Consider the following 20,388-nt stretch of genomic DNA (forward strand, 5'->3'; position numbering starts at 1 on the left):
TCACCCTGGATGGAAATGACGATCCTGCAAGTGTTTAACGGACTCAGCGTCAGCTCGGTATTATTATTGATTGCTCTTGGCTTGGCGGTGACGTTCGGTTTGATGAATGTCATTAATATGGCCCATGGCGAGCTGATCATGATCGGTGCTTACTCCACGTACGTCACCCAAGGCTTGTTCACCGCGTATATGCCGAAATCCTGGTTTGACACCTATTTCATCGCAGCTTTGCTTGTATCTTTCTTGGTTGCAGCCGTCGTCGGGCGGCTGCTTGAAATGGTTCTCATACGCCATCTGTACGGCAGGCCGCTGGACAGTTTGCTCGCCACTTGGGGCGTCGGGATGATGCTGCAGCAAATCGCAAGGTTCATCTTCGGCGCACCCAACGTGGCCGTAACCAGTCCCTCTTGGCTGAACGGCGGGCTTTCGATCACCCCAAGCATCGTCCTTCCTTACAAGCGGCTGTTCATTATCCTATTGGTGGCCGCCGTGCTGACGGCCATGTATTGCTATATTTACAGAACGGTTCAAGGCCGAAGAATGCGAGCGGTCATGCAGAACCGCAGCATGGCCGGGTGTCTTGGCATTTCAACCCGGCGCGTGGACGGACTCACGTTTGCGATCGGCTCGGGCATTGCCGGTATTGCCGGCTGCGCGTTGACGCTGCTCGGCCCGATCGGTCCTTCGATCGGCACCTACTATATCGTCGATGCTTTCATGGTGGTGGTGCTTGGCGGCGTTGGAAAGTTGATCGGCACGGTTGCCGGGGCGCTGGGCATCGGCGTGTTCAACACGCTGTTTGAGACCTACACTTCGGCATCTATCGGCAAAGTGCTGGTATTCGCCTGCATCGTGGCTTTCCTGCAGTGGAAGCCACGCGGGCTTGTTGCGCTACGAACACGCAGCCTGGATTAGAGAGGAGGGGATGATATGGTGCTGAAATGGTTGACAGGAACCCCCGGTAGCCGATCGAAACGGATTTTGTGGAGCGTTGTGCTGCTCCTGATGTGTATGGCGCCTTTGTTCACGACCCCTTTTCGCCTCGGATTGTTGACCAAATTTCTGGCTTTGGCGATCCTGGCGGTCGGGCTGGATCTGATCTGGGGCTATGGCGGCATTCTAAGCCTGGGGCACGGCGTGTTCTTTGGATTAGGCGCTTATGCCATGGCCATGTATATGAAGCTGGACGCCAGCGGCTCGTCCCTGCCTGATTTTATGGGATGGAGCGGGGTAACGTCTCTCCCCTGGTTCTGGGAGCCTTTCCGATCGTTCCCCGCGGCCTTGATACTCGGGATGCTGCTTCCGGCCTTGCTCGCGTTGATACTCGGATTTTTTACGTTCCGCAACCGGATTGTTGGCGTGTATTTTACGATCCTGACGCAGGCCCTGGTCATGATCGTGGTTACGCTGTTTGTAGGCAAGCAGGAGTGGACGGGAGGCACGAACGGGCTTACGGGTTACAACTCTATTTTGGGTTTTAATCTGAACGCGCCGTCAACGAAAATCGGATTGTATTTTATGACGCTGGCCGCTCTGGTAGGAGCCTATATTCTGTGCAGAAGAATTGTGAACAGCAGGGTGGGCCAGGTGCTGGAAGCGTCCAGGGATGGAGAGAACCGGGTGCGGTTTCTGGGATTTGACCCTTCCCGTTACAAGACCTTTGCCTTTGCCGTAACGGGCGGTTTGGCCGGCATTGCAGGCATGCTGTTTGTCCTTCAGGTCGGCATTATTTCACCGTCAATGATGGGCATCGTCCCGTCCATTGAAATGGTGCTTTGGGTTGCTCTCGGCGGCAGGGGAACGCTGATCGGCGCAATTATTGGCGCCGTGCTGCTGAACGCGGCCAAGACCGGGATCAGCGAGGCTTATCCGGAAGGATGGCTGCTCGTATTGGGCGCTTTGTTTGTCATCGTTGTTGTGTTGATGCCAAAAGGCTTGATCGGATTGTGGAGCAAGGTGGTTTCGTCATTATCCAAAAGAGGAGGGACTGTCCATGCAGCCGTACGCAAAGAGAGTTGATATGCCGCTCACCGTCCATGGAGAAGTTAGAGACATCGGTATTTCCCCTATCGTGCTGTCCGCGGAGAACATGACGGTCACGTTTGGCGGGTTTGTGGCGGTAAACGGCATGAATCTGGTGCTGCGCCAGCATGAGCTGCATTTTCTGATCGGCCCGAACGGCGCGGGAAAAACCACGATGCTGGACGTGATCTGCGGGAAGACAAAGCCTGCTGCAGGAAGGGTGCTGCTTGGGGACGGCCTGGAGATCACGAGAAAGCGGGAGTATGAAATCGCGCGTCTCGGCGTGGGCCGAAAATTTCAAGCGCCGTCGATATTTCCTAATTTGAGCGTCAAAGAAAACCTGGAACTGACGGTTGATCCCGATCGAAGCGTGTTCCGGGCGCTGAAGGCCAGGAGAAATCGGTGCACCACGTTCGAGATGAAGAAGGTTCTGGAGTTGATCGGGCTGCCCGATCGGCTTCACGTTCGGGCAGGCTCTCTGTCGCATGGGGAGAAGCAATGGCTGGAGATCGGCATGCTGCTTCTTCAGAAGCCGCGGCTTCTGCTTCTCGATGAGCCGGTAGCCGGGATGACGGATGAGGAGACGATGAAGACCGGTGAACTCCTCCAGCGTATCGCCAAGGAATGCTCGGTAGTTGTGGTCGAGCACGACATGGAGTTTGTGCGCTCTTTTGCCGCCAAGGTTACCGTGATGCATGAAGGGAAACTGCTGAAGGAAGGCTCCATGCAGGAGATTCAGCGCGATCCGCTGGTAGCCGAGGTTTATCTGGGAAGAAGGAGGGAGGCAAATGCTCAAGCTGCAGGGCATTGAATCGGGCTACGGGGAGAGTCCCGTCCTGCGCGGCGTATCCATGGTTGTCGACCCGGCGAAGGTCGTGTGTCTGGTAGGGCGCAATGGCGTCGGGAAAACCACACTCATGCGGACCTTAACCGGACAGCTGAAAATCCGGCAGGGCCGTATGACTCTTGGCCAGCAGGAGGTTACCGGCTGGGATTCCGTAAAAAGGGCGAGAGGCGGCATCGGGTATGTCCCGCAAGGGCGCGAGATTTTTCCTCAGCTTACAGTGAAGGAGAATCTGCTGCTCGGACTTGAGCCATGCGTGCCGAGGAGGAAGGCATTTCCGGAGGATGTGTTAGCCCTGTTTCCAGTGCTGCCGCAAATGTACCACCGTCAGGGCGGCGATTTAAGCGGCGGACAGCAGCAGCAGCTCGCCTTCGCGAGGGCGCTTGCTTCCCGGCCCAAGGTGCTGCTGCTCGACGAGCCGACCGAAGGAATCCAGCCTTCCATCGTAGAGGAAATTCAAGACGTCATCCGGGGCATCAAAGCCAAAGGGGAAACGTCGGTCATTCTGGTGGAGCAGAGCATCGAGTTCGTCCGGAGCGTGGCCGACTATATCTATGTTATGGATAAAGGCACGATTGTCGCCGAAGGGGTCCAAGATGCCATCGATATGGAGCAATTCGAGCATTATTTGACGGTATGAAGTTTATTTATACGGGCAAATATCGTGTATTAGAGAACGAAGCAACATATGAAGCGCTGATGATAGAGGGTTGTCTCTGAATGGGTTCGTTTTTTCACCTGCAGAGACAGCTCTTTTTTTTATTTTGATCTTGCTATTTTGGAGGCGCGGGGTTAGAATGTGAGTGATTCAACTTGTACGTACATGTATTTATAAATCGCTTGTTTTATTATATAGGTATGTACAAGTTAGTGAACAAGCATTCATACAGGAGGCGTTATTATTATGAATTTGAAACCGCATTCTTTTTGGTTCGTTACCGGAAGCCAGCACTTGTATGGCCCCGAAACGCTGGAGCAGGTCGCTGAGCATTCCCGCATCGTGGCAACGGAGTTTGATAAAGATCCTGTATTTTCGTATCCCATTGTGTTCAAGCCAATCGTAACCACACCCGATGAAATATACAACCTGATTCTTGAGGCCAACAACGATGAGTCCTGCGCAGGCATTATGACCTGGATGCACACCTTCTCCCCAGCCAAAATGTGGATCGCGGGCCTATCCCAATTGCAGAAGCCGCTTCTTCATTTCCATACCCAATTCAACCGGGATATCCCTTGGGAAACGATTGATATGGACTTTATGAACTTGAACCAGTCCGCGCACGGTGACCGCGAGTATGGTCATATCGGCGCCCGTCTCGGTATTGCCCGCAAGGTCGTCGTGGGCCATTGGGAAGACGGGGAGGTTCGCGACAGCATAGCAGGCTGGATGCGGACTGCCGCGGCCTATGCCGAAAGCCGCAGGCTGAAGGTGGCTCGCTTCGGTGATAATATGCGCCAGGTGGCGGTAACCGAAGGGGATAAAGTGGAGGCGCAAATCAAGCTTGGCTGGTCCGTCAACGGTTATGGCATCGGCGATCTTGTGCAGTCCATGAATGAAGTCGGCGATGAGGAGGTAAAAGCGCTCCTGAACGAATATGCCGAGTTATATTCGATAACCAAGGAAGGGCTTAGCGACGGTTCTGTGCGCGATTCGATTGCGTATCAAGCCCGGATCGAGATTGCGCTGCGTCGTTTTCTGGAGGAAGGCGGCTTCGGCGCATTCACGACGACGTTCGAGGATCTGCATGGAATGAAGCAGCTTCCGGGACTCGCCGTACAGCGTCTGATGGAGTCCGGCTACGGTTTCGGCGGGGAAGGGGACTGGAAAACCGCTGCCCTGACACGCGTATTGAAGGTGCTTGCGGGGAATAAAAGTACTTCTTTCATGGAGGACTACACCTATCATTTCGAGCCGGGGAATCATATGATTCTTGGATCGCACATGCTGGAGGTATGTCCGACCATCGCACTGGATAAACCGACGCTAGAGGTACATCCGCTCGGCATTGGAGGCAAGGGGGATCCGGCACGACTCGTGTTTAACGGCCAGGACGGCCCGGCCGTCAATGCTTCCCTGGTTGATCTGGGCCACCGCTTCAGACTGCTGGTGAATGTGGTGGATGGCGTCAAGGTCGAGCAGCCGATGCCGAAGCTGCCGGTAGCCCGCGTGCTGTGGAAACCGCAGCCATCGCTCCGCGAATCTGCGGAAGCGTGGATTTTGGCCGGCGGAGCGCACCACACCGTTCTCTCTTATGCCATGACGGCTGAGCATTTGAGCGATTGGGCGGAGATGGTTGGCATTGAAGCGGTCGTTATCGATAAGGATACAACGATACCGCGCTTCAAGAACGAGCTCCGCTGGAGCGAAGCCGCGTACCGTCTGCGGTAACTGGTTCTGTCGGCATTCCCCTGGCCTGTGTTACAATAGCGAGATAACTTAGGATTGCAAGGGATCCTAACATAATGAGTGCGTGAGGCTAGAGGTGAATGATGAATAATAGACGGATACCCAAATATATTGTATTAAAAAACGAACTGCTCTCCTGGTTTGAATCCGGCCGGCTTCAAGCGGGCAAACAGATTCCTTCGGAGCATGAAATCGCCGACCAGTTCGGCGTAAGCCGCCAGACGGTCCGCCAAACCTTCGGCGAACTGGAGAAGGAAGGCTGGCTGGAACGGATTCAGGGCAAAGGGACGTTCGCTAGAAATCCCGAGCGGCGGGAGAGCGAGCAGGTTAAGACGATCGGCATCATGACAACGTACATCTCGGATTATATCTTCCCGCATATCGTTCGGGGAGCGGAGGCGGAGCTGCGCAGCAAGGGATACCGCCTGCTGCTCTCCAGTACCGATAACAACAAGGAGAAGGAGATGGAGAGTCTTCAGCTCATGACCAGCCAGCCGCTCAGCGGGCTGATTATCGAGCCGACCAAGAGTGCGGAGGGCAACCCGAATCTGACGTACTTCCTGTCCCTGCAGGAGAAGGGAATTCCGTTTTTGATGATTAATGAGAAGTATCGGGAGCTGGAATGTCCTTGTCTGAAGCTTGACGATGAGCTTGGCGGCTACAAGGCCACACGTCATTTGATCGAGAGCGGGCACATGGCGATAGCCGGATTTTTCAAACGGGACGATCTTCAGGGCGTGAACCGGCTGAAAGGCTTCCTGCGTGCGCATCGCGAGGCGGGAATTCCCGTTTCGCCGGAGCGGGTGGTTACGTATACCACGGAACAGAAGGGAAGTTTTCCGTATGATCAGGCCGTCCAATTGCTGAAGCAGCCGGATGAGCAGCGACCGACGGGGTTTGTATGTTATAACGACGAGCTGGCTGTGTTTTTGGCGGAGGCTGCCGGGCAATGCGGGCTGCAAATTCCGCAGGATGTGTCCATGGTCGGCTTTGATGATTCGACGCTAGCCGTAGCTTCAGGCGTGAAGCTGACAACGATGACCCACCCGAAGACAGAGATGGGAATCATGGCGGCCAGACAATTGATCAGCATGATTGAACATCATATCGTTATAGAGGATACGGTGTTTCAACCGGAGCTGGTGGAGAGAGAATCGGTGAAGAAACGGTAGAGAATAAGGGAGCTGAAGGTCCGAAAGATCGGACCCTTGCTTGCCAACTTGTACGTACAACTATATTTTTCAAATATAGAGAGGAGCGGTTGTTCATGTTGGAGGATTTAAAGGAGCAGGTGCTGGAGGCGAATCTGGACCTTCCGAAGCACGGACTCGTTACCTTTACATGGGGAAATGTAAGCGGCATCGACCGTGAACGGGGACTGTTTGTCATTAAGCCAAGCGGCGTGCCTTACGAGGATTTAAAAGCGGACGACATGGTCGTGCTGGATTTGAACGGAAATATTGTTGAAGGGGATTTGCGACCATCCTCCGATACCCCGACTCATCTGGTGCTGTATCAGAACTTTAAAGAGATCGGCGGGATTGTGCATACCCACTCTCCATGGGGAACGAGCTGGGCTCAAGCCGGACGCGCGCTTCCTGCCTACGGAACGACGCACGCCGACTATTTTTACGGAGAGATTCCGATTACGCGGCCCATGACTCGCGATGAAATCGAGGGAGCCTACGAGCTGGAGACGGGCAACGTCATTGTCGAGCGATTTGCTGACCTGGATCCGAACATGGTGCCCGGGGTGCTTGTCCATTCGCATGCGCCATTCGTATGGGGCAAGGATGCGCATAACGCGGTTCATAATGCGGTCGTATTGGAGGAGTGCGCCAAGATTGCAGCCCGGATGCAGCAGATTAATCCGGAAACCGAACCGATGGACCAGGCGCTGCTGGATCGCCATTTTTTGCGGAAGCATGGAGTTAATGCCTATTACGGTCAAAAGTAACGCTTGTATTCATCATTCATGATTTCATCTGTAGGAGGAAATGAGATGGGGAATAAATACACCATTGGTGTCGATTACGGAACACAGTCCGGGCGTGCGGTGTTGGTTAATCTGGCTGACGGGCAGGAAGTAGCGGATCATGTTACGCCTTACCGGCATCATGTCATCGACGAGTTTTTGCCGGGTACCGGGAAGAAGCTGGAGCACGACTGGGCGCTTCAGCATCCGGGAGATTATCTGGAGGTTCTGAAGGCATCCGTGCCTGCCGTCATCCAACAATCCGGGATTGACCCGGCGGATGTGATTGGCATCGGCATTGACTTTACGGCTTGCACCATGCTGCCCGTTGACGAGCTTGGGGAGCCGCTCTGCTTCCATCCGGAGCTGGCCGACCAGCCGCACAGCTGGGTGAAGCTGTGGAAGCATCATGCCGCCCAGCCGGAAGCAGACAAGATCAACGCGATTGCCGCCGAGCGCGGAGAAGCCTTTTTGCCCCGTTATGGCGGAAAGATTTCATCGGAATGGATGATCGCAAAGGTCTGGCAGATTCTTGACGAGGCACCGGCGATCTATGAACGTGCGGACAGGTTCCTGGAAGCTACCGATTGGGTCATTTCCCAAATGACCGGCCAGATTGTCCGCAACAGCTGCACGGCTGGTTACAAGGCAATATGGCATAAACAAGACGGATATCCAAGCAGGGAATATTTTAAAGCGCTGGATCCCCGGTTGGAGGATCTGGCCGATACGAAGCTGCGCGGAGAGGTCCGTCCCCTCGGGAGCAGCGCAGGCGGTCTGACGGAAAAGATGGCGGAGATGATGGGCTTAACGCCAGGGATTGCCGTGGCCGTCGGCAACGTTGACGCTCATGCTGCGGTGCCTGCGGTTGGTGTCGTCACACCGGGCAAGCTGGTTATGGCGATGGGCACATCGATCTGCCATATGCTGCTCGGTACGGAAGAGAAGCAGGTTGAAGGGATGTGCGGTGTCGTCGAGGACGGGATCATTCCCGGATTATACGGTTATGAAGCAGGGCAATCGGCAGTAGGCGATATTTTTGAATGGTACGTCGAGGAAGCGCTTCCCGCGTATGTAAAAGAAGCTGCGTCCGAGGAAGGAATCGGGGTACACCAATGGCTTGAACGGGAAGCGGCTGCGTACAAGCCGGGTCAAACCGGTCTGCTTGCGCTGGATTGGTGGAACGGCAACCGTTCCGTGTTGGTGGATACGGATCTGACCGGGCTGGTGTTAGGGATGACCCTGTTGACAAAGCCGCAGGAAATTTACCGCACCTTGCTTGAGGCGACCGCATTCGGCACGCGCAAAATCGTGGACGCCTTTCACGAGAACGGCGTGGCTGTGGATGTCCTCTATGCATGCGGCGGACTGCCGCAGAAGAACCGTCTCTTGATGCAGATTTATGCGGATGTTACCAATCGTGAAATTGTGGTGGCTGATTCCAAACAGACGCCGGCGCTTGGCGCCGCGATGTTCGCCGCGGTTGCAGCGGGTCAGGCGCAAGGCGGGTATGATTCGATTATCGATGCGGCCGAGAAGATGGCGCGGGTGAAGGAAGAGACCTTCAAGCCAATTCCGGAGCATGTGGAAGTATATGAGCAGCTGTATCAGGAGTACAGCAAGCTGCATGACTATTTTGGCCGGGGCGAAAACGACGTGATGAAGCGGCTGAAGCGGATTAAACAAACGGCAGAATAGCCCCTGGTACTAGAAGCTTGAATAAACACGGCAGGATGGGATGAAGGGGAGGAACAGCATGACGGATTACTTGAACGATGCAAAAGGTTTAATGAGCCGGATAAGGGAAGTCCAGCCCGGGTTCCGCGGACTTGAAACCATGGTGCTTCAGCCTGGCGCTATGCTTGACGTGCCTCCGTATCTTAAACGGCAAGGCCTTGGTTCACCAATCGTTGTTGCGGATGCGAATACGTATGAAGCAGCGGGTCAAAAGCTGGTGGAGATCCTGGAAACCGATGGTCAGAAGCCCCGGCTGTGCCTGATTCAGCCTGATGAGCAAGGCGATGTTGTGGCGGATGAACGCTCATTGATGCAGCTGTTTATCGAAGTGGAGCCTGAAGGGACAGGATGCTTAATCGCTGTGGGGTCCGGGACCATTCATGACATTACCCGCTTTGTGAGTCATCGGAGCGGCAAGCCGTTCATCTCGGTCCCTACGGCACCTTCGGTCGACGGCTTTACTTCGGCGGGCGCGCCGATCGTGGTCCGTGGAGTCAAGCAAACCTTTGCGGCTACGGCTCCGATCGCGATATTCGCCGATCCGGACATTCTTGTGAAGGCACCGCAGCCGCTGGTAGCGGCAGGTTTTGGCGATATGCTCGGCAAATATACCTCGCTGCTGGATTGGAAATTCTCTTCGACCACGGCCGGCGAGCCCTATGATGATCAAGTGGCGGCCATTACGGAGAAGGCGCTTCAAGCTTGCATTGAGCATGCGGAGGCGATCGGCCAGCGCACGGAGGAAGGGATTCGCATTCTGATGACGGCTTTGATTGAGTCGGGTATCGCGATGCTGCTGTTCGGACAGTCCCACCCCGCCTCCGGGGCGGAACATCATCTGTCGCATTACTGGGAGATGGAGTACTTGCGCCGCGGCAACCGGGCGCTGCTGCATGGTGCCAAAGTGGGGGTAGCCTGCAGCGAAATATCGAGTCTTTATCACGATGCGGCCGATAAGGGAGTGTATCCTAATGCAGAGCCTATACATTGGGAGACATATAGAGAGCAGGTTCGAGAATGGCTGCGCGAGGTCCCTTCGAAGGAGAAGATTGCCGAGCTGCTGCGGCAAGCCGGAGGTCCGTCCACCCTGCAGGAGCTTGGCATTGATGACGAGCTGTTCCGGGAGAGCCTGCGGGAGGCGCACACGCTGCGCGATCGCCATACCATCTTGAGGGCTCTGAACGAGGGGAAGGTTGGGTAGAAAAGACGGAACGGTGCATGGTAGTGGATAAATCATAAACGAAATCGTCCAAGAAAACAGTGGAATTGTCATTTTTGTTTTTTTAATAAGGCATATCGTTGTATCCAAGCAAAAGGGACTCTTTATGATCGAATGATCATGGAGAGCCCCTTTTTGTTGAATTCCTATGTGTCCCGTGTGTCTCAAAGTAATCAAACAGACGAACCAAAGTAGATCAATTCTTGTTGGCGTGAGGCTTGTAATCCAGCGATACCCGCCATATCAAGAATTTCCTCTTATCCTTCCTTCACATCATACAGCACGCGAGCTAACAGGTCCTGGCTGTAGTTGCCGAAATGTTTGCCGTAAATGGTTAAGCCCCGTTTATTAACAGATCGCTCGTTAACGGCGATCCTGAAGGTGAGCTCGCTCTTGTAATCAAGCTGAATCTGGTCCAGACCGACATCCGAGATGCGGCATCCATCGATAAAGCTGCCTTCCTTATTAATTCGGATAAGCTTCAGCATGCCGTACTGGTTCAAGTGGGGCGGCCACCATTCGGGGTTGAAGGTACCGCGTTTGTCCCCGAAATCCCCCGGACTTGTCCAGCTGCCAATCTCGATCCCGTTTACGTAAAAGAAAATGTCCGATGGGTAATTGTCGCAATGTCCCGGCGCTTCAGAGCCAAGCTCTAAGGAGAATTGAATCTCGCGGAACGATTGATTGGATTTCAAATAATTCGGGATCCGGTATTCCAGGAATCCTTCGGTAAGCCAGATGATCTCCGAGTTGATCCGTTCCGGATCGGCGAAATAGCGCGGATCGTCAAAATCTCCGATGATGCTGTCCTTGGTTGCAAGCCCGCAGGTCGGGATCACTTGGTAATCGCTGTAATGGCCAACCTGAATTTCCACCTCGTACAAATTATCAATATCCTTGCTGCGAAGATCAACCATCAAGGTATCTTTGTTCAGGTAGCAGATCTTCTGAATGCCATGCTTCCCGCCCGTGGTATTGATTTCGATCAGGCCGCTATCTTCCAGTTTCTTGATATGCATAGTGATAGCGCCATTGCTGAGGTTCAGTCTGTTGGCGAGGTCGTTCAGGTTCAGACTTTGATTCTTGGCCAGCAGCTCCAGAATTTGAATGCGAATTTCCGAGCTGAGCGCTTTAAAGATATCAAGCCCGCTCATTAAATCTTTAATGTAGATCATCTTATCTCGAACCTTCTTCCGATTAAAGGATTTATATAACGATGGTAATAGGTAAAGAGGTTTATTTTAAATAATTATAAATCAATATGGGCGCTAAATAAAGATGTCATCTAACTCATCGAAAAATTCACTGAAAAAATAAGAATTTGAATACTGAAAATCATTTTATTTGAAATTATTATGAAAATAATAACTCAGAAAACAGAAGAAAATTGTTTTTAGACCAGAATTAAGTGCATTTTCAGTTGTAAAATTAATTCATTTCTAATTTATATAAATCATTTTATATTTCTATATTTACAGAGTGTGCTTCATATGATATTTTATATTTGAAAACGAATTCATTCAATATTATTTGAATTGTTTTATAATTATATCAACGGAAGGTGAAGGACTTGGCAGCTGAGAAATTGAAAGCACGAATGATCGTGGATAAGTCGTTTCGGATCGCGCAAGTTGATAACCGTATTTATGGCTCGTTCATTGAACATCTAGGCCGCGCTGTATATGGCGGGATTTACGAGCCCGGCCATGAAACTGCGGATGCAGGTGGTTTTCGTAACGACGTGAAGGAATTGATCAAGGAACTGGATGTCCCGATTATAAGATATCCCGGCGGGAATTTTGTATCTGGCTATAACTGGGAAGATGGCGTAGGTCCTGTAGCCGAACGGCCGAAACGGCTGGAACTGGCCTGGAGGACGCTGGAGCCGAACGATGTTGGCACAAATGAGTTTATTTCCTGGGCTAAGGAAGTGGGCTCTGACGTTATGATGGCCGTAAACCTCGGTACTCGGGGGATCGACGCTGCCAGAAATCTGCTGGAATACACGAATCATCCTGGAGGTACATACTGGAGCGATCTAAGACGCAGTCATGGCTATGAACAGCCGCACAAGATCAAGACTTGGTGCCTTGGTAACGAGATGGACGGACCTTGGCAGATCGGACACAAGACCTCGACTGAATACGGCCGGCTTGCGCTGGAGACGGCAAAAGCCATGCGGCTTGTCGACCCGACCATCGAACTGGTTTCTTGCGGAAGCTCGAGCACGGGGATGCCGACATTCCCTGAATGGGAAGCCGTGACGCTGGATCATACGTACGAGGCGGTTGATTACATATCGCTGCATCAATATTACGGTAACCGTGATAACGATACCGCCAACTATCTGGCCCTTTCCCTGGATATGGATCACTTTATTCATACGGTCAAATCCACTTGTGATTACATCAAGGCCAAGAAGCGCAGCAAAAAGACAATGTATCTCAGCTTCGACGAGTGGAATGTCTGGTATCATTCCAATGACGCCGACAGACAGATTGATCCATGGAGCATCGCTCCGCCTCAGCTGGAGGATGTGTATAATTTCGAGGATGCGATTCTTGTCGGCAGCATGCTGATTACCTTCCTGCGCCACGCAGACCGGGTGAAGATGGCTTGCCTGGCACAGCTCGTAAACGTCATTGCGCCGATTATGACCGAGAACGGCGGTCGTTCATGGAAGCAGACCATCTTTTATCCGTATCTTCACGCTTCGAAATTTGGCCGTGGCGTATCGCTGCTGCCGATTGTCGAGTCACCGAAGTATGATTCCAAGGATTTTACCGATGTTCCGTATCTGGACAGCGCGGTCGTTCATAACGAAGAGGATGAAGAAATTACGATTTTTGCCGTGAACCGTCATCTGGAGGAAGCATTGGAGCTGGAATGCGATGTGCGCAGCTTTGAAGGTTACCGGCTGCTGGAGCATATCGTGATGGAGCACGAGGATCTGAAAGCGGCGAATACCGCATCCGAGGAAAGAGTGAAACCTCATCATCAGGGCGGGGCTAAACTCGATAACGGTATGGTTACCGCAAGGCTGGCCAAGGCATCGTGGAACGTTATTCGCTTGAAAAAAGCTTAAGGAAATGCAGGGGGCAGTTCTCACCATGGACTGCCCCATCTCCCAAACTCATATCAAATTACACCTAATATGAAAGCGCTTTATTTCTGGTGATAGCAGAAGTACCGATTTTTGAAGTGTAGGTTTGTATGAACGAAAATTAAGGGAGGTCCAGTAGGATGATGAAAAAATGGATGGTCGTATTCATGGTGTTATGTATGACGTTGTTTCTGTGGGGGTGCGGTAAATCGAATAATGCCGGGGGCGAAACCTCGGTTCTGGATGGAGGGGCAGGGGAAAGCGCTACGGAGCTGTCTTATTGGACGTTTGTTGAGCTGCATGGACAGCATTTCGAGAAAATGCTGGGCAAGTGGAATGCCGAGAATCCCGAACGCCAGATTAAGCTGAATGTGACGGTCATGCCGTATGACGACATGCATAATAAATTATCCATTGCGGTTCAATCGGGGACGGGGGCACCCGACATTGCTGATATCGAGCTTGGGAAGTTTCCGGACTTCTTGTCCGGCACGCCGCAGCTGGAACCGCTCAATGACGTCATTGATCCATTCCGAGACACCATCGTTAAATCCCGAATTGACCTATACAGCAAGGAAGATGTGAATTACGGCATCCCGACCCATGTGGGAGCATCCGTTGCCTTCTATAATACCGAGATTTTGGAGGAGGCCGGCATTAACTATCAGGATATCGTGACTTGGGAGGATTTCAAGCAGGCGGGTATCCAGGTGTATGAAAAAACAGGCAAGTACATGGGAACAGCCGATACAAGCGCAGCCTGGCAAGCCTCGATGCTATTGGCGCAGCAAGGCGCCGATTTGACGGATGATTCCGGCAATCCGATCGTGAATTCGGAAGAGATGGTGAAGGCCATGACGCTGCTCAAGGACTTGCACGATAACAATGTCATATCAACCATTGCCGGCGGCCAGCCTGATACCGAAGAAGCCTATGGAGAGTTTAATGCAGGAAATTACGCTACGGCCTTCATGCCGCTGTGGCAAATGTCCAGATACACCAACTACATGTCCGACTTATCCGGGAAAATAGCCATTGCGCCGATTCCGGTCATTGAAGAAGGAATGCCAAGATCGGTTGGCGGCGGCGGCACCGGCACGGTGGTTACCAAGACCGCAAAAGACGTACAGCTGGCGAAAGACTTTCTGGCATTTGCCAAACTGTCCCTGGATGCCAATAAAGAGATCTGGAACACGCTTGGATTCGATCCGGTCAATATGGACGTTTGGGATATGAAGGATGTTACGCACAATGCCGAGAATCAGTTCGTCAAGTATTTTGTCAATAACCCGTTTGATGTCTTGAATGAGATCCGGGATGAAATCCGCTTAATCAAATCGACCTCCGCATCACCTACCATCAACAACGTTCTGTGCACAACGACCTTCAACGAGATTTTTGAGGATGGCAAGGACATTACCGAAGCTTTGAACGATGCCCAGAAACAAATCGAACAGGAATTAAAATGACACTCGCTCATAGGGTACCAAAACAAAGAGCTGCTCATGGACCGTTAATGAGCGGCTCTCATTAAAGGAGTAGAATCATGATTAAAAAATTTCTGTACTCGCAAAAGGTTGCTCCTTACGTGTTTGTCCTGCCGTTTATTCTGGTGTTCCTTATATTCTGGGTATTACCGCTGGGCAACTCGTTTGGCATGAGCTTTCAGAAGACGCAGCTGGGGCAGGAAGCGGATTGGATCGGTTTAGCTAATTACGGAAAGCTGATGGGGGACGGCGTCTTTCTGAAGGCGGTAACGAACAGCGCGATTTACATGATCCTGACGCTCCTGATCCTGATTCCGTTTCCGATGCTGTTCGCGGTCCTGATCAACAATAAGTTCATGTGGGGAAGAGAGTTTTTTAAATCGTCCTTTTTCTTCCCGGCACTGACGTCGGTTGTTGTCGCAGGCACCATATTTCGGCTGATGTTCGGCGAGATGGAAGGTTCCCTCATTAACAGTCTACTAGGATGGTTCGGGATCGACCCCGTGAAGTTTCTGAAGGGACAGGTTACCGGTTTTATTGCTTTGGTGGCTCTTGCCACATGGCGGTGGACGGGAGTCAATATGCTCTATTTTTTATCGGGGCTCAAAAACATCCCGGGCGAATATTATGAAGCGGCATCCATCGACGGGGCTTCGGCCTTTCAGAAATTCACCAAAATCACGATGCCTTTGTTGAAGCCAACCACGATTTACGTGTTAACGATCAGCATTTATGCGGGGCTTGCCATGTTTATTGAGAGCATGATGCTCTGGAACGGCAACAACTCCCCGAAAAATATCGGCCTCACCATTGTCGGTTATTTGTACCGTCAAGGCATTGAGAAGAACAATCTGGGTTATGCGGCCGCTGTAGGGATCGTGCTGCTGGCGATTACCATGATCATTAATCTAACACAGCTGACACTCTCCGGCATGTTCAAGAAGGAGGATTGAGAATGAGAAGAGAAACGCTGATCAAAATCATCCTCTTCATTTTATTCTCCATACTTTGCTTTCTGATCCTGGTACCTTTTTATGCCGTCACCATCGCTTCCTTTAAACCCGGGGAGGATTTGATCCGGTATGGGCTGAATTTGAAATTTGACCTATCGGTGATGAGCCTGGACAATTTCACATACCTGTTTACGGGCGATCATTCTTACTTTATGTGGTTTTTTAACTCTTTGCTCCTCACGGTGGTTCAGGTTACGTTAACCCTGCTGGTCAGCGCAACCGTTGCCTATGGGTTTGCAGCCTATGATTTCATCGGCAAGAACTTCTTGTTTATCTGCGTGCTTCTGATTATGATGGTTCCTTTTGAAATTCTTCTTCTTCCGTTATACTCCCTGACGTACAACCTTGGCCTTATGAATTCATACTCGGCGATTGTGCTGCCGGGAATCGCAAGCGCAGCTACGATCTTTTTCTTCAGGCAGTATTTAAGAGGGATTCCAAAAGAAATGATTGCGGCAGGGCGGGTGGACGGCGCGACGGAATATGGAATTTATGTGCGGCTGATCTTGCCTGTGATGAAGCCATCCTTCGCTGCCATGGCGATCCTGAACGGCATGAACAGCTGGAACAATTTTCTGTGGCCGTTCATGGTGCTCAGCGACGATAGCAAGTATACACTTCCGATCGGATTAAAGACGCTCTTGACCCCTTACGGGAACAACTATGATTTATTGATTGTCGGCTCCTTCTTCTCGATCATTCCGATCTTTATTTTGTTCATGGCTTTCCAGAAGTATTTTATCGACGGGATGACAGCGGGGGCGGTGAAAGGATGACCGCTTGATCGATAGGAAGGTCCTGACCTTGCAGGCGGTACCACAAATCCATTATGATACAAAGAAACCTGCGTGTTTTCATGTTTGATATGATGAATGAGGTGACCGTATCGTGCATCCTGTAACTCGGGCTCTATTATGGATTGGCGGCGCTCTGATCGTGATCGGGCTGCTCTGGCCTGTCATTGGACGATTTGTCGGCCGGCTGCCGGGTGACATCGTGGTGGATAAACCCCATGTCAAAATTTACTTCCCGATCGTAACCTGCCTCGTCATCAGCGTGGTGGGCTCGTTGATTCTGTTTCTGATTCAGCAGTTTCGTAAATAGCAGGGATTTCATAAGAAAAACGTCTATCGACGTACTTTCTCAGAAGACAGACCGCGGTTAGGGGATGTTTTTCGTGCGATATCAGGAAGGCCTAAGCTTCGGAGTTTATACTTTCTGATATCTTAAAAAAAACAGGCCGGCTAGGGCAAACCCTTAGCCGGCCTGTTTACATGGAAGAGAGAAGCTTACTTCTGAATGATGGTAATCTCGGCATTCGGATCCAGGCTTCTCACGATGGACTTGAACCTGGGCATCTCCAGAATGTGAACCCGATAGACCAGCTGCGTCGAACCGATGGTGTCACCGTCATGCGTAGAATCATCTTTAGCGTTAGCAGTTTGGGATTCATACCCCATGATGGTTTTCATGCTGTGCCTGATTTCCGCTTCGCTCACGCTGCGAATCCGGACCTCTCGTTTAAGCGGGAGGCTTGAAGTCGTAATTCGCCCGGTCTCCAGCGCCATCAGACATGCGATCGCGGAGTACATCGCTCGTTCCCAGCCGAGAAGCAGCCCTGCCAATGTCAGTACGAATGTATTGACCATGATATGGATGTACGGCAGCTTTAGGCGGGTTAGCAGATGCGATAGCTGCTGCGGAATCTTAGGCATTTGCAGTGTGTCCAGGACAACGCCGTAACGAAGGCCGATACCGATGCCCAGCCCAAGGAAAATGCCGCCGATGCCTGCGCTCCCGATATTGCTGTCGATGAGAGCGGGAACCGGAAAGAACAGGATTGAGCATACGGAAAACGTAAGCAGCCCGACGGTGGCAATGACGGCTTTTTCCCGGTTGGTCCTACGGTAGACCAGCAGGAGCAGAGGCAGGTTTAATGCAAACAGAAACATGCCCGTATGAAGCCCCGTCAGATGCGAAGCGAGCGCAGAGATTCCCGTTACGCCGCCCGCGATGATGCCGCTAGGAACTAGAAATAAATCTAAACCGAACGCCGCGATCAGGCCTCCGATGGCAGCCATGCTCATTCTTCTTCGTGTACTTGCCTTGCTTACGGCCTCTTGCGGACCGTTCGTTACCCGAACCGGGGCTTGAACCATAGGCAATGTACCCTCCTTTATCCGCTGGCACTTTCATCCTTTAGCTTCGGTTTAACCGGTTTCTTCTCCTTATGATCTTTAAATCTAATTATTTTGTTTAAGAAGTTATAGACGTGCTTGGACTCCTTGGTCAGCAGCGGTCCGAGTATAGCCAGTATCAGCACATACAAGGCTGCAAACGGCTGGATGAAGGTTGCAAGTCCGCCCGCTTTACCCATATTAGCGAGAATAATGGAGAATTCCCCGCGGGATACGATGGTCAGACCGATATTGGAGGATGCCTTGGAGGACAATCCTGCACTGCGTCCTGCAAGCATACCTGCAATAAAGTTACCAAGGAGCGTGATGACAACGGCGATCAGCGATAACCACACAGCTCCGCCAAGCTCGGAAGGTACAATCGTTAAACCGAAGCTAAAGAAGAATATGGCTCCAAAGAAATCACGGAATGGTAAAATCAAATGCTCAATGCGTTCACGATGCTCCGTCTCAGCCAGGACGAGCCCGACGAGCAGAGCGCCGATGGCCTCGGCAACATGAATCGTTTCGGCGAATCCTGCGAGCAGGAACAACGCGCCAAAAACAACCAAGGCAAACAATTCGTTAGACCGTATATTTAATACCTTATTCAGAAGCGGAACGGCTTTACGGCCAATAATAAGGACTAGCAGCATAAATCCGAGGGCGATCACCGCAGATATCAGTACTCCGCCGAGCGATGATGATCCGCTCAATACGAGGCCGGAAAGAATAGAGATATATACAGCCAGGAATACATCCTCGAACATGATAATACCGAGAATCATTTCAGTTTCGGGATTCGCCGTTCTTTTCAGGTCAACCAGCACCTTGGCTACGATAGCGCTTGAGGAGATGGTGGTTATTCCCGCAACAATGAGTGTTTCCGCCACGGGGAATCCGGAAAAGATCCCGATCATCAGCCCAAGCGTAAAGTTAATGGCAATATAGATGCTGCCACCAACAACGATGGACTTCCCTGATTTGATTAACCGGCCGACCGAGAATTCGAGGCCAAGATAGAACAGAAGGAACAGTACGCCGATTCGACCCATAAAGTCGATGAACGGAGCACTTTCTATAAAACGAAAATCGAATGATCCAAAATGAAAAGCATGAGGCCCTACCGCCATCCCTATCAGAATATAGAAAGGGACGACGGAAAACCGGAGTTTAGCCGATAGCAACCCCGCCAGGGCGATCAGAGCAATCGCCAGTCCAACTTCTAAAACCAAATGATCCATTCATCAACCACGTCCGTTCATCAAGATTTGTTTAAATAGCCGCTGTTGTTGACGCTCACCGACAACGACGAGTGTCGAGTCCGGTGTAATGATAACGTCAGGTCCGGGATTGATTTGTTTACTGTTTTTATCAACTGTCGCAATGATGGTTGCGCCTGAGGCTTGGCGTACGCCCAAATCACCAATCGATTTACCTGCCCCGTAATAGTGGGGCTCGATGCGGTACCATTCGATAATCAATTCGTCCAGCGCCATGTCGATTGTTTCCAGCGCCTTAGGTTTATAAGTGAGACCGCCAACGATGGCAGCAATTTGGCGGGCCTCATCATCATCCAGGGAAATCATGGAGATGCTTTCGTCCGGATCGTCATGTTCATAATGGTACATTTCACGGCGGCCGTCGTCATGAATGATAATGACCAGTTTATCGCCACCGCGGGTATCGATTACGAACTTCTTACCAATTCCGGGCAAATCTGTTTCGCGAACATGCATAGGTTAAAATCCTCCTAAAAATACACTTTTAGTTTTTTGCAGACCGATCACACGGATATCAAAAATATACGAAGCCAAATAAAACAATCCATTCAGGATGAAATTGCACAGTTTTTAATAAACCTATGTGCATACGTCAATCATCACAGGTTGAGGGTAGGGTTGCATGAAAGATGAAAAATTGGCGAATTTAAGAAACCGCAGTCAGTTTGAATGCGAAAAAGGGGAGGATACTATACGAACTTCGATGTGTATTTAATGGGGAATAGTAATAAAAGCCGGAGCCGAAGCGGAATGATCGGCCGATACGGCAGACGTGTTTTGGGAGCCTGCAGCATAAGAACGGCCGACATCAATAAGAACAGCGGCAAGGTATTGCCGGCTGCCTTAAGTTTGGAGAGAATTTGAGAGTGTTTCAGAACAGCCGCTTTCAGATGATGGTCGTGCTTGTATACATACCGCTCATCATGGGTTTCGCTGCTGTAGTACTCCTGGACGGGAATGTAAAGGGCAAATGCCGTAACCAGAACAAGTACCAGCATCCAAAGAATTTTTGCTGTTTTTAAGAAACGGTTCACGGTTACTCCCCCTTCGTCCCAAGCTTCTATGTTAATCATAACATAAAAATAATCGTTCTCAAAATGAGAACGATAAATTATTTT

At 51.3% G+C, this 20,388-nt stretch carries 19 protein-coding genes; 14 read left to right on the forward strand and 5 right to left on the reverse strand.

All coding sequences use genetic code 11. The features are described from left to right. Nucleotides 1-9: 9 nt before the first annotated feature. The 9 genes from urtB (at nucleotide 10) to PLA01S_RS26390 (ending at nucleotide 10,189) form a co-directional block, all read left to right on the forward strand. Nucleotides 10-915, forward strand: coding sequence for an urea ABC transporter permease subunit UrtB (gene urtB, locus PLA01S_RS26350; RefSeq protein WP_127594725.1), 906 nt, complete (start codon nucleotides 10-12; stop codon nucleotides 913-915). A gap of 15 nt (nucleotides 916-930) precedes the next feature. Next, nucleotides 931-2,019: an urea ABC transporter permease subunit UrtC gene (gene urtC, locus PLA01S_RS26355; protein ID WP_127594726.1), complete on the forward strand. Its 1,089-nt coding sequence runs from the start codon at nucleotides 931-933 to the stop codon at nucleotides 2,017-2,019. Beyond that, nucleotides 1,994-2,833, forward strand: coding sequence for an urea ABC transporter ATP-binding protein UrtD (urtD, locus tag PLA01S_RS26360; RefSeq protein ID WP_127594727.1), 840 nt, complete (start codon nucleotides 1,994-1,996; stop codon nucleotides 2,831-2,833). Before urtC ends, urtD begins: the two co-directional genes overlap by 26 nt. Beyond that, nucleotides 2,811-3,506 (forward strand): urea ABC transporter ATP-binding subunit UrtE, encoded by a 696-nt coding sequence (gene urtE, locus PLA01S_RS26365; protein WP_127594728.1) that lies wholly within the window; start codon nucleotides 2,811-2,813, stop codon nucleotides 3,504-3,506. The genes urtD and urtE overlap by 23 nt, the downstream gene beginning before the upstream one ends. Nucleotides 3,507-3,770: 264 nt before the next feature. Further along, entirely contained in the window at nucleotides 3,771-5,258 is a 1,488-nt protein-coding gene (gene araA / locus PLA01S_RS26370; protein WP_127594729.1) for an L-arabinose isomerase, read from the forward strand. 101 nt (nucleotides 5,259-5,359) lie between these two features. Next, nucleotides 5,360-6,448, forward strand: coding sequence for a GntR family transcriptional regulator (locus tag PLA01S_RS26375; protein WP_174819257.1), 1,089 nt, complete (start codon nucleotides 5,360-5,362; stop codon nucleotides 6,446-6,448). A 95-nt stretch (nucleotides 6,449-6,543) separates the two neighbouring features. Then, the gene (araD, locus tag PLA01S_RS26380) at nucleotides 6,544-7,233 is read left to right on the forward strand and encodes an L-ribulose-5-phosphate 4-epimerase (protein WP_127594731.1); all 690 of its coding nucleotides are present in this window, start codon (nucleotides 6,544-6,546) and stop codon (nucleotides 7,231-7,233) included. A gap of 45 nt (nucleotides 7,234-7,278) precedes the next feature. Continuing rightward, a complete protein-coding gene (locus tag PLA01S_RS26385; protein ID WP_127594732.1) occupies nucleotides 7,279-8,949 on the forward strand; it encodes a ribulokinase in 1,671 nt (556 codons plus the stop codon). Nucleotides 8,950-9,007: 58 nt separating this feature from the next. Further along, nucleotides 9,008-10,189 carry a sn-glycerol-1-phosphate dehydrogenase gene (locus tag PLA01S_RS26390; protein WP_127594733.1) on the forward strand — a complete coding sequence of 394 codons (1,182 nt, stop codon included), beginning with the start codon at nucleotides 9,008-9,010 and terminating at the stop codon, nucleotides 10,187-10,189. A gap of 275 nt (nucleotides 10,190-10,464) precedes the next feature. On the opposite strand, the gene PLA01S_RS26395 is transcribed toward PLA01S_RS26390, so the two are convergent. Continuing rightward, nucleotides 10,465-11,382, reverse strand: coding sequence for an ArsR/SmtB family transcription factor (locus tag PLA01S_RS26395; protein WP_127594734.1), 918 nt, complete (start codon nucleotides 11,380-11,382; stop codon nucleotides 10,465-10,467). Between the two features lie 422 nt (nucleotides 11,383-11,804). On the opposite strand from PLA01S_RS26395, the gene arfA reads away from it, so the two are divergent. The 5 genes from arfA to PLA01S_RS26420 all read left to right on the forward strand — a co-directional run bounded on the left by arfA (nucleotide 11,805) and on the right by PLA01S_RS26420 (nucleotide 16,914). Next, the gene (gene arfA, locus PLA01S_RS26400) at nucleotides 11,805-13,292 is read left to right on the forward strand and encodes an arabinosylfuranosidase ArfA (protein WP_174819259.1); all 1,488 of its coding nucleotides are present in this window, start codon (nucleotides 11,805-11,807) and stop codon (nucleotides 13,290-13,292) included. 158 nt (nucleotides 13,293-13,450) lie between these two features. Beyond that, nucleotides 13,451-14,779, forward strand: a complete 1,329-nt coding sequence (locus PLA01S_RS26405; RefSeq protein ID WP_127594736.1) for an ABC transporter substrate-binding protein — start codon at nucleotides 13,451-13,453, stop codon at nucleotides 14,777-14,779. A 77-nt stretch (nucleotides 14,780-14,856) separates the two neighbouring features. Continuing rightward, nucleotides 14,857-15,750 carry a carbohydrate ABC transporter permease gene (locus PLA01S_RS26410; RefSeq protein ID WP_127594737.1) on the forward strand — a complete coding sequence of 298 codons (894 nt, stop codon included), beginning with the start codon at nucleotides 14,857-14,859 and terminating at the stop codon, nucleotides 15,748-15,750. 2 nt (nucleotides 15,751-15,752) lie between these two features. Further along, nucleotides 15,753-16,586: a carbohydrate ABC transporter permease gene (locus PLA01S_RS26415; protein WP_127594738.1), complete on the forward strand. Its 834-nt coding sequence runs from the start codon at nucleotides 15,753-15,755 to the stop codon at nucleotides 16,584-16,586. A gap of 112 nt (nucleotides 16,587-16,698) precedes the next feature. Further along, nucleotides 16,699-16,914 (forward strand): DUF2905 domain-containing protein, encoded by a 216-nt coding sequence (locus tag PLA01S_RS26420; RefSeq protein WP_071223055.1) that lies wholly within the window; start codon nucleotides 16,699-16,701, stop codon nucleotides 16,912-16,914. 185 nt (nucleotides 16,915-17,099) lie between these two features. On the opposite strand, the gene PLA01S_RS26425 is transcribed toward PLA01S_RS26420, so the two are convergent. From PLA01S_RS26425 to PLA01S_RS26440, 4 genes are all read right to left on the reverse strand, one after another. After that, nucleotides 17,100-17,969 carry a YitT family protein gene (locus PLA01S_RS26425; protein WP_127594739.1) on the reverse strand — a complete coding sequence of 290 codons (870 nt, stop codon included), beginning with the start codon at nucleotides 17,967-17,969 and terminating at the stop codon, nucleotides 17,100-17,102. Between the two features lie 17 nt (nucleotides 17,970-17,986). After that, the gene (locus PLA01S_RS26430) at nucleotides 17,987-19,231 is read right to left on the reverse strand and encodes a cation:proton antiporter (RefSeq protein WP_127594740.1); all 1,245 of its coding nucleotides are present in this window, start codon (nucleotides 19,229-19,231) and stop codon (nucleotides 17,987-17,989) included. A gap of 3 nt (nucleotides 19,232-19,234) precedes the next feature. Next, entirely contained in the window at nucleotides 19,235-19,726 is a 492-nt protein-coding gene (locus tag PLA01S_RS26435; protein WP_100535828.1) for a cation:proton antiporter regulatory subunit, read from the reverse strand. A 233-nt stretch (nucleotides 19,727-19,959) separates the two neighbouring features. Further along, complete coding sequence (locus tag PLA01S_RS26440; protein ID WP_246059864.1) at nucleotides 19,960-20,343, reverse strand: hypothetical protein; 384 nt, start codon at nucleotides 20,341-20,343, stop codon at nucleotides 19,960-19,962. Nucleotides 20,344-20,388 lie beyond the last annotated feature (45 nt).

Source organism: Paenibacillus lautus NBRC 15380 (assembly GCF_004000945.1).
Taxonomy (GTDB): domain Bacteria; phylum Bacillota; class Bacilli; order Paenibacillales; family Paenibacillaceae; genus Paenibacillus_AQ; species Paenibacillus_AQ lautus.

Bases quoted from the DNA above. Each gene is read 5' to 3' on its own strand.
- urtB (WP_127594725.1), top strand. From the start codon at position 10: ATGGAAATGACGATCCTGCAAGTGTTTAACGGACTCAGCGTCAGCTCG.
- urtC (WP_127594726.1), top strand. From the start codon at position 931: ATGGTGCTGAAATGGTTGACAGGAACCCCCGGTAGCCGATCGAAACGG.
- urtD (WP_127594727.1), top strand. From the start codon at position 1,994: ATGCAGCCGTACGCAAAGAGAGTTGATATGCCGCTCACCGTCCATGGA.
- urtE (WP_127594728.1), top strand. From the start codon at position 2,811: ATGCTCAAGCTGCAGGGCATTGAATCGGGCTACGGGGAGAGTCCCGTC.
- araA (WP_127594729.1), top strand. From the start codon at position 3,771: ATGAATTTGAAACCGCATTCTTTTTGGTTCGTTACCGGAAGCCAGCAC.
- PLA01S_RS26375 (WP_174819257.1), top strand. From the start codon at position 5,360: ATGAATAATAGACGGATACCCAAATATATTGTATTAAAAAACGAACTG.
- araD (WP_127594731.1), top strand. From the start codon at position 6,544: ATGTTGGAGGATTTAAAGGAGCAGGTGCTGGAGGCGAATCTGGACCTT.
- PLA01S_RS26385 (WP_127594732.1), top strand. From the start codon at position 7,279: ATGGGGAATAAATACACCATTGGTGTCGATTACGGAACACAGTCCGGG.
- PLA01S_RS26390 (WP_127594733.1), top strand. From the start codon at position 9,008: ATGACGGATTACTTGAACGATGCAAAAGGTTTAATGAGCCGGATAAGG.
- PLA01S_RS26395 (WP_127594734.1), bottom strand. From the start codon at position 11,382: ATGATCTACATTAAAGATTTAATGAGCGGGCTTGATATCTTTAAAGCG.
- arfA (WP_174819259.1), top strand. From the start codon at position 11,805: ATGATCGTGGATAAGTCGTTTCGGATCGCGCAAGTTGATAACCGTATT.
- PLA01S_RS26405 (WP_127594736.1), top strand. From the start codon at position 13,451: ATGATGAAAAAATGGATGGTCGTATTCATGGTGTTATGTATGACGTTG.
- PLA01S_RS26410 (WP_127594737.1), top strand. From the start codon at position 14,857: ATGATTAAAAAATTTCTGTACTCGCAAAAGGTTGCTCCTTACGTGTTT.
- PLA01S_RS26415 (WP_127594738.1), top strand. From the start codon at position 15,753: ATGAGAAGAGAAACGCTGATCAAAATCATCCTCTTCATTTTATTCTCC.
- PLA01S_RS26425 (WP_127594739.1), bottom strand. From the start codon at position 17,969: ATGGTTCAAGCCCCGGTTCGGGTAACGAACGGTCCGCAAGAGGCCGTA.
- PLA01S_RS26430 (WP_127594740.1), bottom strand. From the start codon at position 19,231: ATGGATCATTTGGTTTTAGAAGTTGGACTGGCGATTGCTCTGATCGCC.
- PLA01S_RS26435 (WP_100535828.1), bottom strand. From the start codon at position 19,726: ATGCATGTTCGCGAAACAGATTTGCCCGGAATTGGTAAGAAGTTCGTA.
- PLA01S_RS26440 (WP_246059864.1), bottom strand. From the start codon at position 20,343: ATGATTAACATAGAAGCTTGGGACGAAGGGGGAGTAACCGTGAACCGT.